Raw genomic sequence first — 13,442 nt, forward strand, 5'->3', positions numbered from 1 at the left:
TTAACTGATCGGCATTAAGCTAAGAGCTGGCTTTTTGTTTTTCTTCAAAACAACATTTATGGATCAAATCGGTGATTATCTTTTGGCTTGGTTTGATTTTTTCCATCTCTAAATGTTCATCAGGCTGGTGGGCTTGAATTATGGAGCCTGGGCCCATGACCAAGGTTTCACACCCTAGCTGTTGCAAGAACGGCGCTTCAGTGCAGTAGTTTACCGCAATCGCTTTTTGGCCCGAGAGCTTCTCAGCAAGTTTTATTAGGCCGCTGTCCGGTTTACCATTAAATGCGGGGATCGGATCATGGAGGTCGATGACATCAACACTCCGTGGGTATTGTTCATTAATAGGTTGAATGGCTGCTAGCAGCATTTGCTGGAGTTCTACAATACTTAGACCTGGCAGTGGGCGGATATCGATATGAAGTTCGCAACAGCCACAGATCCTGTTTGCATTGTCCCCACCATGAATATGTCCTAAATTGAGAGTGGGGTAGGGTACAGAAAAATGCTCTATTGAATATTTATTCTTTAATTCTTCTTTTAGTTGTAACAGCCTAGATGTGACTTGTTGCATGATCTCGATGGCGTTTAAACCGCGATCAGGATCTGAGCTGTGTCCCGAGCGCCCAGTAATACGAATAGCACTGCTCATATGACCTTTATGTGTAAACACAGGTACCATATCGGTAGGCTCGCCAATGACGCAATAGTCAGGTTTTAGTTGCTGGTGTTTGGCTACCTGTTGAGCACCCGCCATGGTTGTTTCTTCATCCGCAGTAGCTAATATCAAGACAGTTGACTTTTGTTTTGCGTGCTCAAGCTGTGCAACAGCCTCAAGCACAAAAGCGAAAAACCCCTTCATATCAATAGCGCCGAGACCATAGAGCTTATTCTCTTTTTGACTTAATTTAAATGGATCTGAACTCCATCTCGTGTCGTCGTATGGCACGGTATCGGTATGTCCTGCTAGCATAAGACCACCAGCAGTTGCAGGTTCATTGAGTGGAGCGCGTTTCGCAAGCAAGTTAAATTTACCTGGAGCATTTTCAAGTTCCGAGATTTCTACAGTAAATCCAAGTTCGCGACACCAAGTTGCCAAAGTCTCGATAACAGCTTTGTTACTTTGATCTAAGCGCTTATCAATTGCACTAATTGATGGCAGTTCAATGAGGTTTTTGTACATATCAATAAAGCTGGGAAGAGGCATAATACTCCAAAATATTTATTCAAAGATGTTGCATAAAAATTTATACTTGTTTAGTATGAATATCAATTCATTTTTAAAGAATAATTATTGAGGGTTGGCAAATGCGACGAACATTTCATCTTTAGCAAATTTGACCCCCTACTTAATCAAATAAACGAGTTATCGATGTTGAATGTTTCTATTATAGGCGCCAGTGGATATAGTGGTGCAGAATTAGCCCAATTATTAGCCAACCACCCCCTATTTTGTTTAAAAGGGTGTTTTGTTTCTCAACAAAGCTTGGATAAGGGTAAGCAGCTCAGTGAGTTGTACCCGGAACATGCTGGGTTGCTGGACATTACTTTGCAGCCTTTGAATGAAGAAAGTTTTGAGCAAATCTCAGCTGTTTCGGATTACGTCTGCTTGTGTACAGATCATAAAGTCAGCGTGGACTTGGCGCCGAAGTTTCTCGATTTAGGCGTGAAGGTATTTGATTTATCGGGCGGGTTTCGGTTAGCTAACTCGTCACTCTACGAGCAATATTACGGGTTTGCGCATGCCCATCAAGAGTTACTCGAACAAGCACAGTATGGACTTGTAGAGTGGAATCACGCAGGCATTAAGCAAGCGCAGCTGATTGCTGTTGCTGGCTGTTATCCTACGGCTGCACTCAATGCACTCAAGCCTTTAAAAAACGCGGGGTTAATTGCTGATGCGCAAATCATTATCAATGCTGTTTCAGGTGTTACTGGCGCAGGGAGAAAGGCCGCGCTTAAGACGCAGTTTTGTGAAGTTTCGCTATCACCTTACGGATTATTCAATCATCGTCATGGTCCAGAGATAACGCAGTATTTAGATCACCCAGTTTTGTTTACGCCACATTTAGGTAATTTTTCTCGTGGTATTCTCGAAACGATCTATGTTCAGCTTGCCGATAATGTTACTGAAAGTGATGTTACTGCTGCTTATCAAAGCCTTGCCGAAGAACCGCTCATCCGGTTGAAGGGTAGCGCGCTGCCTTCAATCAAAGGGGTCGCTGGCACTCCTTATGTTGACATTGGTTGGCAACAACAGGGAAAGCAACTCATTGTCATAGCTGCAATTGATAATTTACTTAAAGGTGCTGCTGGTCAGGCTTTACAGTGTATGAATATTGTCAGTGGTTTCGATGCGACTAAAGGATTAAAGGATTGATCATGAGCGACAAGCAAATATGGGTAGTTAAAGTGGGTGGCGCTGTACTTAATACTGAGCAAGCAGCGCTTGAGTTGTTTAAAGTACTGGCCCACGTGAGTGAACAAGAGGGTAAGCAATTTGTCATTGTGCATGGCGGTGGTGCTTTGGTTGATAGCTGGTTACAAGATGCTGGATTTGCAACTGCAAAGCATCAAGGGCTCAGAATAAGCCCAAAAGAGCAAATGCCATACATTGTTGGCGCACTGGCAGGGTGTGCAAATAAGCAATTAATGGGGCAAGCAATTGTGGCGGGTTTGAAGCCGGTTGGCACCTGTCTCTTTGAAGCTGGGCTGATGACTAAACAAAAGCTTAAGGCACTTGGGCAAGTAGGGACTTGTTACGCTGAGGAAGACCTTGGTTTGCTTGAGCAATTATTGAAATTTGGTCGGATCCCTTTAGTGAGTTCTGTTGGCATTGGTGAAAATGGCGCACTGTACAATGTTAATGCAGATGAAGCTGCTGCAGCCATTGCGCAAACTATTAATGGTGAGCTTATCTTAATGACTGATGTAGAAGCGGTTTTAGATGCGCAAAAGCAGCCATTACACACCTTAGACGCAAGTCAAATTTCTACGCTAATCGATGAGAAGGTTATTGTGGGCGGGATGGAGGTCAAAGTTAAGACCAGTCTTCACGCTGCCCAACATTTACGACGGGGTGTATACATTTCCAGCTGGCAAAAGCCAGAAAATTTAGTCGCCTTAATCAAAGGCGAACATGTCGGAACTCAAATTTTACCTTAGGAAAAATAATGGAAAATGTATTTATTAATGGCTTGGAGTTTGACCAAGCTGCGCTACTTAAACTGCTTTCTCTCGCGCATCAAATAAAAGCTCAGCCTCAGGATTTTGCTCAAGCTTTAGCGGGAAAATCCGTTGTAACTTTATTTGAAAAGCCCAGTTTGCGAACTCGCTTGTCCTTTGATATTGGTATTCATAAATTAGGTGGTCACGCAGTTTACTTGGATCAACAAAACGGGGCGATGGGCAGCAGGGAGTCAGTCAAAGACTTTGCGTTGAATATTTCAACGTGGGCTGATGCCATTGTAGCTCGAGTAAATCACCATAGTACACTGACAACCTTATCTGAGTATGCATCAGTTCCGGTGGTTAATAGCTTATGTGACCTATACCACCCTTGTCAGGCGTTAGCTGATTTCATGACGATACAGGAAGTATACGGCGATGTAAGCGGCTTGAAGCTCGCTTATCTTGGTGAAGGAAATAATGTGACTCACTCGCTCATGCTATTAGCCGCATGTTTAGGGACAGACTTTGTCTCTGTTTGTCCGAAAGGCCATTCGCCAGATGCGCAAATAGTGAAGCAAGCAGAGCAAATAGCAGCGGTAAATGGTGCCAGTATCATGGTAAGCGACCGCGTAGAGGCCGCAGCAGGCGCGAACATTTTGTACACGGATACTTGGGTATCTATGGGCAGTAACGTTACTTTGGAGCAAGCCAAAGAGGTGTTTATGCCCTACCAAATAAATCAACAGTTGGTGGAGCAAACTGGTGCTCAAACCATACTACATTGCCAACCAGCACACCGAGAGTATGAAATAACTTCTACGGTTATGGATGACGATAAGTCAAAAATTATTCAACAAGCAGAGAACCGGATGCATGCCCAGAATGCGCTACTGGTTACCTTGTTAAACAACCAATTTAAATAAAGGTTTCAAAGTTATGAGCGAAGTGAAAAAGGTAGTACTAGCGTATTCTGGTGGTTTGGATACGTCTGCAATCGTGCCTTGGTTAAAAGAACATTACGGTTGCGAAGTGGTCGCATTCGTCGCCGACGTCGGTCAAGGTGAAGAGGAGCTGGCTGGTGTAGAAGAAAAAGCGCTTGCTTCAGGTGCGAGTGAATGCCACATCGTAGATTTAAAAGAAGAGCTTGTAAGCGATTATATTTACCCCACTTTGCAAACTGGTGCGGTGTATGAAGGCACCTATTTACTGGGTACTTCTATGGCACGTCCTATTATTGCTAAAGCCCAAGTAGAGGTCGCTCGTAAAGTCGGGGCTGATGCTTTGTCACATGGGTGTACAGGTAAAGGTAATGACCAAGTTCGATTTGAATCTTGCTTTTCCGCACTGGCCCCAGATCTTCATGTGATTGCACCTTGGCGGGAATGGGAGTTATCCAGTCGAGAATCGCTATTGGACTACCTGGCTCAGAGACAAATTCCTTGTTCAGCATCTGCGACGAAGATTTACAGCCGAGATGCAAACATTTGGCATATTTCTCATGAAGGTGGCGAGCTTGAAAACCCATGGAATCAGCCAAGCGATCAAGTCTGGACTTTAACAACTTCCCCAGAGCAAGCGCCAGATCAAGCTGAATTTGTATCCTTATCCATTGAACAGGGGCAAGTCGTTGCTGTTAATGGAGAGCGTTATAGTCCATATCAATGTTTAGTGAAGCTCAATGATATTGCCGCTGCACACGGTGTTGGACGTGTTGATATTGTTGAAAACCGTCTAGTCGGCATGAAGTCCAGAGGTTGCTATGAAACGCCGGGAGGCACTGTGATCATGGCTGCACTTCAAGCAATTGACGAATTAGTGCTAGATAAATCAAGCCGCAAGTGGAAAGAAACGCTCTCTAGCGAGTTTTCTCATTTGGTTTATGACGGGCGCTGGTTTACGCCACTGAAAGACTCCATTTTAGCTGCTGCACAGGCTTTGGCGGTACCAGCCTCCGGGGAGGTTGTATTAAAGCTATACAAAGGCCAAGTTACAGCTGTACAGAAGCAGTCTACAAATAGTCTTTACAGTGAAGACTTTGCGACATTTGGAGAAGATGATGTTTACGACCAATCTCATGCTGAGGGATTCATTCGTTTGTTCTCATTATCAAGCCGTATTGCAGCGCTGAATAAACAGAAATCGTAGTAGAGGAGTAAGATAATGGCATTATGGGGAGGTCGTTTCTCTACAGGACCAGATGAAGCATTTAAGCAGTTTAATGATTCTTTGCCGTTTGATTATCAGCTAGTTGAGCAAGATATTATTGGCTCAATCGCATGGGCTGGTGCATTGAAGCAAGTTGAAGTGCTCTCACATGATGAGTGTGACACGGTAATAAGTGGTTTAAGTGCGTTACTAGAGGAAGCCAAGCAAGCACCTCAGCAAATTGCAAACAGTGGCTATGAAGATATCCACTCATATGTTGAGGCAAAATTGATAGAAAAGGTGGGGGAATTAGGGAAAAAACTACACACAGGACGTAGCCGTAACGATCAAGTCGCCACTGATTTTCGCCTCTGGAGCCGCCAAACCGCGCTACAGGTAATGCAAGCGATTGAAGATTTAAAAACAGAGTTTGTTGCGTTAGCGGAGCGTGAATTAGGTACGATTTTACCAGGTTACACCCACTTGCAACGAGCTCAACCTGTGTTATTCAGTCACTGGTGTCTCGCTTATGTTGAAATGCTCGAGCGTGATAAATCGCGCTTAGCCGACGCGATAGATAGACTAAATGAGTGCCCGTTAGGGAGTGGAGCTTTAGCTGGTACAGCGTATCCAATCGACAGAGAGAAACTTGCGCAAGAGTTGGGCTTTAGAAATGCTACACGTAACAGCTTAGATGCAGTTTCAGATAGAGACTTCGTCGTGGAATTACTTAGTTGCGCGTCAATATCTATGATGCACCTTTCTCGGTTGGCTGAAGACATGATTTTTTATAACAGTGGTGAATCAGGGTTTATTGAGTTATCGGACAACGTTACATCTGGGTCATCACTGATGCCGCAAAAGAAAAACCCTGATGCATTAGAGCTGATCCGTGGAAAAACGGGTCGTGTTTTCGGGGCATTTAGTGCCATGATGATGACATTAAAAGCATTGCCTCTAGCCTATAACAAAGATATGCAGGAAGACAAAGAGGGTTTGTTTGACGCTTTACCTACTTGGATTGCATCTCTTCATATGGCACAAGCGTGTATTAAAGGTGTCAAGGTTAATGGTGAAGCGACATTAGCAGCTGCTAAAGGTGGTCATGCAAATGCCACTGAGCTTGCAGATTATCTCGTCGCTAAAAACATCCCATTCAGAGAAGGGCATCATATTGTGGGTCAAATGGTACAACAAGCCATTGCGCAAGGTAAAAACCTCGAAGAGCTTACGCTTGACGAATTCCAAAGCATTTGTCCACAAATTGAAGAAGATGTTTATCCGCGGCTAGAAATTGCCGCATGTATTTCTGCGCGACAAGCATTGGGCGGCACATCTTTGCCGCAAGTCAAAAAAGCGCTTGAGTTTACAAAGTCTTGAGGATTCCCCCCTGACATTGCACAAAATTATAAGGTGCCGCTATAAGTGTTCTTAATTTGAGAAATGACTTATCTGCGGGGCCTTTTATTTTCGAGCAGGCCAGCTCTTATCGTGGTTGTATGGTGAGTTGTTTTTAGTGCGTTTTATAAACATGTTTGTGTTTTTTAACTTAGGTGAACTTTTTGTTTTTTTTATATATCATGTGGCCTGGGTATTGCAGTGTATTACCCATCAATATAGCTATCCGTATGAATTATTTCATATGATAAAATAGCCTTAATATTTATAAAGGGAAAACAATGTCTATTTTTAAGCGTAAGCGTACCAATTCATCTAATAGTACTAGCAAAGCTAAGGTGCTTTCTGATAATGTTATTGAAAGTGAAGCAAATTTAAGAGCAGTTACAGGCTCTCGCGGTAGTGGAATTTACCCCAAACCGCCGCATGGGGGCTAACTGTAATACAGCTAATGGCATACGATTATTTCGGATTAAGTATCGGAGCCCTTGTTATTTGGGGCTTCGTCATGGCAAGTTTAATGAACATATTTTTTTATGTGCTTGCCATTAATAAAAATTTACAAACCCTGTCTTGCTCCGTTATATTGGCAACATCTTATGGTATAAGCGACCTTTCTTTATCAACACAATTTCACTCGAGTGATTTTGGCGTCTTACTAGCATATGACGTGATCACGATTGTTTGTTTGTTGATTGCGCGGCAAATTTTATTTAAGCGCGAAAAAGTTCAGCCTGTTATTGTATATTGTTGTCTTGGGTTGATGATTAACTCAGCCCTTTTTCTGGCTATGTTTGTCGATTCCCATTTACTAGGAAACTACCAACCTTGGGGATTATGGTATTTCTATTCGACAACGGTAAATGTAATCGATTTAATTATGGTGGGTGTTGTTATCTTAAATCGAGATTTACTCGGTATTCAACTTATCACAAGGAAGTTAGGGCGAGATAAGGCTGCTGCATAATTTAATTGCTAGGGTTATACCGCTCGGCAGCCTATCAGACGTTAGTATTGATACTCCCAACTAAACGTAAACGCGTGTTCTGTTTCGCTTTGTTGTGGTGTTTTGTCTTGCCAGAAACTAAAACTGGCTTTCATTAACCCATTAAACACACCTTGTTGATACCCAACCTCTAATAATGTTCGGTCAAGTTGCAAAGCTTCAAACTCCGAGCGTTTAAATTTGGTATAACCGCCCACACCATTCGTTTGAAAATAGTCAGCAGCAATGGTTAAACTTTTAGCTTGTGGGCCAATCGAAGCTCCGAGCCATTGCTCTCGTTCGGTATAATCAGAACCACTACCTGGGGTTTGAAAGTTGCACTGAAAATTGAACGTTTGTGTCTGGCAGTCTGTAATTGTATCGCTGTATTCAATGTAGGCTTTTGTCCTGCTGTCTTTTTGGGACCAAAAACTTTCTAGACCAACGGTAAACAAAGGTTGGTCTGGCAACGCACCAGATTCATTGTCGCCTGTGTATTCACCATAAACAGCGATAGGTTGGTTATTTATTACTGTTGAGTACTTAAAGTCTACGCTAGTGAGGCGTTGTTTTTTAATCTTTTTAGAATTGTCTTGAGTGGAGTAGATAAAATCACTGCCAGTGGTTGCAAAGCCTATCTCTAAACCTTGCAAAGGTGATGCTGAAAAGCGTGCACCCCAAAAATCACCTTCTTCTTTGGCAGGCTGCTGCCTTGCTGCAATGGCGGTAATTTGCCAAGGGCCGATAAAAGATAAGAAACTTGGGCCGCTGTAATTTGTATTTGCCCTGCTTAACCTTACAGCTTTCATTGGAGGCGCATTGTTTGAAAGAAGTAAGGCTGTTTCATTACCAGGGCCCCACCAGTAGTCTAATCGCTCGGCACTTAAGGCCCAGTCCCCCAGCAGCACTGCGACATGACTACCATGATAGTTAACGTGTTTGCCATCTAATCCGTCATCTGCATAATTGACTTGTACGCGGGCACTGACATTGCTGCCTGTCAGCTCTCCAAATGATTGAATTCCTGATTTTGCTCGGGTGTTTTCTCCCATACCTGATTTTATGCCAGGCTCACTATTATAGTGTGCTTTAACCCCTGAACGCATGGCCCTTTTATCGGTATTTAGGGTGTGGCGTAAATGGTTGACCGCAAATGCTGTTTGCTCAGTTAGCATGTCCGGAGAAATTTTGCTCAAGTCATAAGCAATACCTTGCCATAGTAATGGGTATTGATTGACGGGGCGGTTAATTAGTCCATAGCTAACAAGGAGATCAATAGAGTGCTTGGTTGCGCTATCTTGTGCTGAGATCCATGGGCTTGCGTTTACTTGTAAAGACATTACGCACAGGCAAGCAACCGTTATAGGTCTAAGTTTCATTTATGTAGCTTCTCCACAAGTGCACTAGCAACGATAGGGTCAACAAACTCGCTAACATCGCCGTGATGAAGCGCCACTTCTTTAACCAGTGTTGATGAAATGAATGAGTTTCTCTCCGAAGGCGTTAAAAATACGCTTTCCAATTGAGGATAAAGTCTGCGGTTCATGTTCGCTAATTGAAATTCATAGTCAAAGTCAGAGACTGCGCGGATCCCCCTGATAAGGACGTTGGCATTTTGTGCTTTGGCCAGGTCGACTAATAAACCTGAAAATCCAATGACTTTAACATTCGGTATATCACCAAGGACTTGCTCAGCCAGCTCAACACGTTCATCTAGTGTAAAACATGGCTTTTTAGATGGGTTGTGGGCAATGGCGAGTAACACAGTATCAAACATTTTTGCAGCACGTTTGATAAGATCTGAATGTCCATTGGTCAGTGGGTCGAATGTACCTGGATAGAGAGCTATTACTTTCATGGAATTGTTGCAACGCAAAAAATTTTTGCTATGTTAGCAAGCTTCACAATCAAATTCACTGGTCTGCTTTCAAATTTGCTCATTTAACCTTGTATATGTTTAGTGCTATTTTCAGATAACCAAGCGGGCAAGTGAACCCACTAATTCAATTAAGCGTGTAAAGAGAGTTGGATATGAATACCAAGGAAAAAATAATTCGTACGAGCATTGCGTTGTTCAATCTGCATGGGGAGCGAGCAATAACAACTAACCATATTGCCTCTAACATGGGAATAAGCCCTGGCAATTTGTATTATCACTTTAAAAATAAAGAAGACATTATTCGGCATATTTTTTCCCTATATAGTGAGCACTTAAGAACGCACTTTAAGCCGCTTAGTATTGAACATGAGCCACTTGAGCAGCTTACCCAGTACCTTGACTCTTTGTTCGAACTGATGTGGCGTTACCACTTCTTCTACGACAATTTAACGGATATATTGGCACGTGATAAAGTGCTGAAAAATGATTATATTGAGTTTCAAGCACACTTATTTGAGCAAGTAAAAGCGGTTGTCGTCGGACTACGCGACGCTGGCGTTATCGATATTGAAGATACTGATACGGACGAGTTAGCTCATATGTTGAAAATGGTGGTGAGTTTTTGGACACCTTATGTCAAAGCGCGCAGAATGACAGGGGTGCTTGAACAGAAAGATATATACAATGGCATAGTCAAAGTTCTTATGTTGTTTAAGCCTTACTCCACTGATTTAAGTCGAGAAAAAATCGCGCAATTAAGAGATTATTACCAAGAGCAAGCAGATACGACTTTACCCAGTATCGCGTAACCTGTTATTGCTGCAAGCGAATGGGGCGTGTTGTGACATTGCCCCTGTATATGTATGTTGCATACAAAGTTGTCAATCCGATTGTTTATTTCCTAGTCTTTAATAAGTTTGTTATAATCCCGCGCCTTAAAATGATTGGACGTTTAGTACGTTTGTAGTTTCACACCAATGAGTGACTTCTTATGCTTAAATTTATCGTCAAGCTCCACCCTGAAATTGTTATTAAAAGCAAATCGGTGCGAAAGCGCTTTACAAAAATTTTGGAAAAAAACATCAAGTTGCTGCTGGGTCGCATTGACGAAGCTATAACAGTAAAAAACAACTGGGACAACATTACAGTTGTGAGTCAGCTCGGTGATGAAGATACGCGCTTGGCTTTGATTGATGGCTTAAAACGCGTGCCGGGTATCGTGTTATTTCTTGAAGTACAAGAAGAGCGCTTTGAAACGCTTGACGATATTTACCAGCATACCTTACCACTGGTAAAAGAGCAGATTAAAAACAAAACGTTTTGCGTTAGGGTGAAACGTCAAGGTAAGCATGATTTTACCTCTAGCGATGTAGAGCGCTATGTAGGTGGTGGTTTGAATCAAAATGTTGAGTCAGCTAGCGTTAAATTAAGTAAGCCGCAAGAAACTGTAAAGATAGAAATCAAAGATCAGTTTGCCTATATCGTAAGAAGCCAACACCGTGGTCTAGGTGGATTCCCGCTTCCTACTCAAGAAAATGTTTTATCATTGGTTTCGGGTGGTTTTGATTCTGGCGTCGCCACATATCAAATGATTAGAAAAGGCGCTCGAACGCACTTCTTGTTTTTTAACTTAGGTGGAGCTGCTCATGAGATCGGCGTAAAACAAGTCAGTCATTATTTGTGGAAACAATATAGCTCAACACACCGCGTTAAGTTCATTACAGTTGATTTTGAACCTGTTGTGGCTGAAATTCTGGAAAACGTAGAAAATAGCCAAATGGGCGTCGTACTAAAGCGTATGATGATGCGAGCGGGTAGTTCGGTTGCTCAAAAGTTAGGTATACAGGCGCTGGTTACCGGCGAAAGCATTGGTCAAGTATCAAGCCAAACATTGGCTAATTTGAGTGTGATTGATAGAGTGACAGAGACCTTGATCCTACGACCTCTCATTCAACATGACAAAGAAGAGATCATTCGTATTGCCAGAGAGATTGGCACATGCGAGATGGCTGAAGCGATGCCCGAGTATTGTGGCGTCATCTCTAAGAAACCTACAGTTAAAGCTGTTCTAGAAAAAATCGAAGCAGAAGAAGCCAATTTTGACTTTGATGTTTTAGATACAGTGGTGAATAACGCAACAATAAAAGATATTCGTGAAATAGAAGAAGAAGCTAAAGAAGAAGTGAAAGAAGCAGAAAATGTCTCTGAGCTTCCTGCTAATGCGGTTGTTGTGGATATTCGATCCCCCGAAGAAGAAGACGCAGATCCATTTGAGCTTGAGAACATTGAGGTGATCCACTTACCGTTCTTCCGTCTCGCGACGAAATTCGGTGACTTACCTCAGGACAAAGACTACTACCTGTATTGTAGCAAAGGCGTAATGAGTCAGCTTCAAGCGCTGATCCTACACGAAAACGGCTTTACCAAAGTAAAGGTATACAGACCATAGTAAAGAGCGGGCTTATGCCCGCTCTTTTCGTTTTATTTGTTGCCACATCCATTCGTTCTCTGGCACGCTGACTCCATGTCTGTTGGCTCTAGAGACAATAAACCCACATATCGCATCTATTTCAGTGCGTCGTCCGATCTTAATATCCTGTGCCATGGAGGAGTTATTTTCCGCAGTTAGTTTCATGACTTGATATGCACGCATTAACTCTGAAGATAACTTTAACTCTACGCCGTCAAGCCCAGCGACAAAGCAAGCCTCATTAAGAAGAGAAAGAACTTGTCTTGCATATGCTGGAGCACGAAGCTTTCCATTCTTGCACTGTAACAGCGCACTAAGTGGATTGATGGCAATGTTGACACACAGCTTTTGCCAGCGTATTTCATTGATGTCATCAACGGGTTGTGCCTGAGACAGACAAGGCTGAATGAGTCCTTGGAATAAGCTTGGCAGGCGAGCTTGTGCAATTTGATTACAGGCACCTATCTGAGTTAGCCCAGCCCCTGTGTACTTAACGGTATTGGCAAGCGGTTTCATGCCTCCCATTGAGGTAGTTAAAAAATACAGTGCCTGGTTAGTTTTGAGTGATTGGATGATTTCAGATACATCACTCATGCCGTTGTGGCTAAGTATAATGTTTGCATCATCATGTAAGTGGGGTGCCAGTGCGTGTAAAGCTTGGGAGAGTTGATAAGCCTTAACTGGTACGATACAGTGGGTGATTTTCGAGCGTAATGAGTCAAAGGTCGTTTGACTGACAGGTATTGCATGGGACTTTTCATTGTCGATGAGGTGGTAGTCGTCGAAATCATCATCACGGGTAATGAGGGTCACTTGGGTGTGTTGTGCAAGTTTATTGGCAAGCAGTAACCCAATTGCACCTCTACCTACAATATGAACTTGGTTCACAGCTCAGCTCTGCGCATTCGATATTTGCGCACTAACCAAAGTAAGATAAAGTAGCTGAGTGCACCGAGTACATCAGCGATAAAATCCCCTAGTGATGCTTGGCGATAAGGCAAGGTAGATTGCATCCATTCAACGCAAGCCCCGTAGTTGGCCAACAAGATCATGTGGAACCATGGCTTGAATTTAAATGCATGGTAAGAGAAAAATGCGAGCACGAAGAACACCACAAAGTGCGCAATTTTGTCCAAATGAGGGATTCGAATTCCTTGGACCTGAACCTCTTTCGCAAACAGATAAGTAATCGCTATCAAAAATAATAATAAAAGTGTTTGATATACTCGTCTTGTCACAACCACTCCAACTTCAACTTGATGGAAATCCAGTATAACATCGAAAACTGAAAAATGGATTAACGTTAAGTGGCTTAATTTTAAACCTAAAATGTTACTCACTGCTTCTGGTAACTGCTTACAAATAAGTTCGTCAATAAAACGGTATCTTATTGCTAA

At 42.7% G+C, this 13,442-nt stretch carries 13 protein-coding genes and 1 pseudogene; 9 read left to right on the top strand and 5 right to left on the bottom strand.

Going from position 1 to position 13,442, the window contains the following annotated elements:
* Positions 1-19: 19 nt before the first annotated feature.
* The gene (argE, locus tag N482_RS15105) at positions 20-1,204 is read right to left on the bottom strand and encodes an acetylornithine deacetylase (protein WP_063377819.1); all 1,185 of its coding nucleotides are present in this window, start codon (positions 1,202-1,204) and stop codon (positions 20-22) included.
* Between the two features lie 168 nt (positions 1,205-1,372).
* On the opposite strand from argE, the gene argC reads away from it, so the two are divergent.
* The 7 genes and pseudogenes from argC to N482_RS15135 all read left to right on the top strand — a co-directional run bounded on the left by argC (position 1,373) and on the right by N482_RS15135 (position 7,678).
* Positions 1,373-2,377 (top strand): N-acetyl-gamma-glutamyl-phosphate reductase, encoded by a 1,005-nt coding sequence (argC, locus tag N482_RS15110; RefSeq protein ID WP_196765344.1) that lies wholly within the window; start codon positions 1,373-1,375, stop codon positions 2,375-2,377.
* Positions 2,378-2,379: 2 nt separating this feature from the next.
* Positions 2,380-3,162: an acetylglutamate kinase gene (gene argB / locus N482_RS15115; protein WP_063377820.1), complete on the top strand. Its 783-nt coding sequence runs from the start codon at positions 2,380-2,382 to the stop codon at positions 3,160-3,162.
* Between the two features lie 8 nt (positions 3,163-3,170).
* Positions 3,171-4,091, top strand: a complete 921-nt coding sequence (locus tag N482_RS15120) for an ornithine carbamoyltransferase (protein WP_063377821.1) — start codon at positions 3,171-3,173, stop codon at positions 4,089-4,091.
* Positions 4,092-4,104: 13 nt separating this feature from the next.
* Entirely contained in the window at positions 4,105-5,313 is a 1,209-nt protein-coding gene (locus N482_RS15125; protein WP_063377822.1) for an argininosuccinate synthase, read from the top strand.
* 15 nt (positions 5,314-5,328) lie between these two features.
* A pseudogene (gene argH, locus N482_RS15130) lies at positions 5,329-6,687 on the top strand (argininosuccinate lyase); the annotation flags it as partial.
* Between the two features lie 305 nt (positions 6,688-6,992).
* Positions 6,993-7,148 carry a hypothetical protein gene (locus N482_RS24915; RefSeq protein WP_155730605.1) on the top strand — a complete coding sequence of 52 codons (156 nt, stop codon included), beginning with the start codon at positions 6,993-6,995 and terminating at the stop codon, positions 7,146-7,148.
* A 14-nt stretch (positions 7,149-7,162) separates the two neighbouring features.
* Positions 7,163-7,678 carry a hypothetical protein gene (locus N482_RS15135; RefSeq protein WP_063377824.1) on the top strand — a complete coding sequence of 172 codons (516 nt, stop codon included), beginning with the start codon at positions 7,163-7,165 and terminating at the stop codon, positions 7,676-7,678.
* Between the two features lie 41 nt (positions 7,679-7,719).
* Here N482_RS15135 and N482_RS15140 read toward each other — a convergent pair whose 3' ends face one another.
* Both N482_RS15140 and coaD read right to left on the bottom strand, forming a co-directional pair.
* Positions 7,720-9,075: a capsule assembly Wzi family protein gene (locus N482_RS15140; RefSeq protein ID WP_063377825.1), complete on the bottom strand. Its 1,356-nt coding sequence runs from the start codon at positions 9,073-9,075 to the stop codon at positions 7,720-7,722.
* Positions 9,072-9,554 (bottom strand): pantetheine-phosphate adenylyltransferase, encoded by a 483-nt coding sequence (coaD, locus tag N482_RS15145; RefSeq protein ID WP_063374452.1) that lies wholly within the window; start codon positions 9,552-9,554, stop codon positions 9,072-9,074. The genes N482_RS15140 and coaD overlap by 4 nt, the downstream gene beginning before the upstream one ends.
* 173 nt (positions 9,555-9,727) lie before the next feature.
* Between coaD and N482_RS15150 the strand changes: the two genes are divergently transcribed.
* Both N482_RS15150 and thiI read left to right on the top strand, forming a co-directional pair.
* Positions 9,728-10,384, top strand: coding sequence for a TetR/AcrR family transcriptional regulator (locus N482_RS15150; RefSeq protein WP_063377826.1), 657 nt, complete (start codon positions 9,728-9,730; stop codon positions 10,382-10,384).
* Between the two features lie 182 nt (positions 10,385-10,566).
* Positions 10,567-12,024, top strand: coding sequence for a tRNA uracil 4-sulfurtransferase ThiI (gene thiI, locus N482_RS15155; protein ID WP_063377827.1), 1,458 nt, complete (start codon positions 10,567-10,569; stop codon positions 12,022-12,024).
* A gap of 12 nt (positions 12,025-12,036) precedes the next feature.
* On the opposite strand, the gene N482_RS15160 is transcribed toward thiI, so the two are convergent.
* Together N482_RS15160 and N482_RS15165 are read right to left on the bottom strand one after the other, a co-directional pair.
* Entirely contained in the window at positions 12,037-12,933 is an 897-nt protein-coding gene (locus N482_RS15160) for a ketopantoate reductase family protein (RefSeq protein ID WP_063377828.1), read from the bottom strand.
* Entirely contained in the window at positions 12,930-13,283 is a 354-nt protein-coding gene (locus tag N482_RS15165; protein WP_063377861.1) for a VanZ family protein, read from the bottom strand. Before N482_RS15165 ends, N482_RS15160 begins: the two co-directional genes overlap by 4 nt.
* Positions 13,284-13,442 lie beyond the last annotated feature (159 nt).

The sequence above is a fragment of the Pseudoalteromonas luteoviolacea NCIMB 1942 genome, assembly GCF_001625595.1.
In the GTDB taxonomy this organism is placed as follows: domain Bacteria; phylum Pseudomonadota; class Gammaproteobacteria; order Enterobacterales; family Alteromonadaceae; genus Pseudoalteromonas; species Pseudoalteromonas luteoviolacea_A.

Bases quoted from the DNA above. Each gene is read 5' to 3' on its own strand.
- argE (WP_063377819.1), bottom strand. From the start codon at position 1,204: ATGCCTCTTCCCAGCTTTATTGATATGTACAAAAACCTCATTGAACTG.
- argB (WP_063377820.1), top strand. From the start codon at position 2,380: ATGAGCGACAAGCAAATATGGGTAGTTAAAGTGGGTGGCGCTGTACTT.
- N482_RS15120 (WP_063377821.1), top strand. From the start codon at position 3,171: ATGGAAAATGTATTTATTAATGGCTTGGAGTTTGACCAAGCTGCGCTA.
- N482_RS15125 (WP_063377822.1), top strand. From the start codon at position 4,105: ATGAGCGAAGTGAAAAAGGTAGTACTAGCGTATTCTGGTGGTTTGGAT.
- N482_RS24915 (WP_155730605.1), top strand. From the start codon at position 6,993: ATGTCTATTTTTAAGCGTAAGCGTACCAATTCATCTAATAGTACTAGC.
- N482_RS15135 (WP_063377824.1), top strand. From the start codon at position 7,163: ATGGCATACGATTATTTCGGATTAAGTATCGGAGCCCTTGTTATTTGG.
- N482_RS15140 (WP_063377825.1), bottom strand. From the start codon at position 9,075: ATGAAACTTAGACCTATAACGGTTGCTTGCCTGTGCGTAATGTCTTTA.
- coaD (WP_063374452.1), bottom strand. From the start codon at position 9,554: ATGAAAGTAATAGCTCTCTATCCAGGTACATTCGACCCACTGACCAAT.
- N482_RS15150 (WP_063377826.1), top strand. From the start codon at position 9,728: ATGAATACCAAGGAAAAAATAATTCGTACGAGCATTGCGTTGTTCAAT.
- thiI (WP_063377827.1), top strand. From the start codon at position 10,567: ATGCTTAAATTTATCGTCAAGCTCCACCCTGAAATTGTTATTAAAAGC.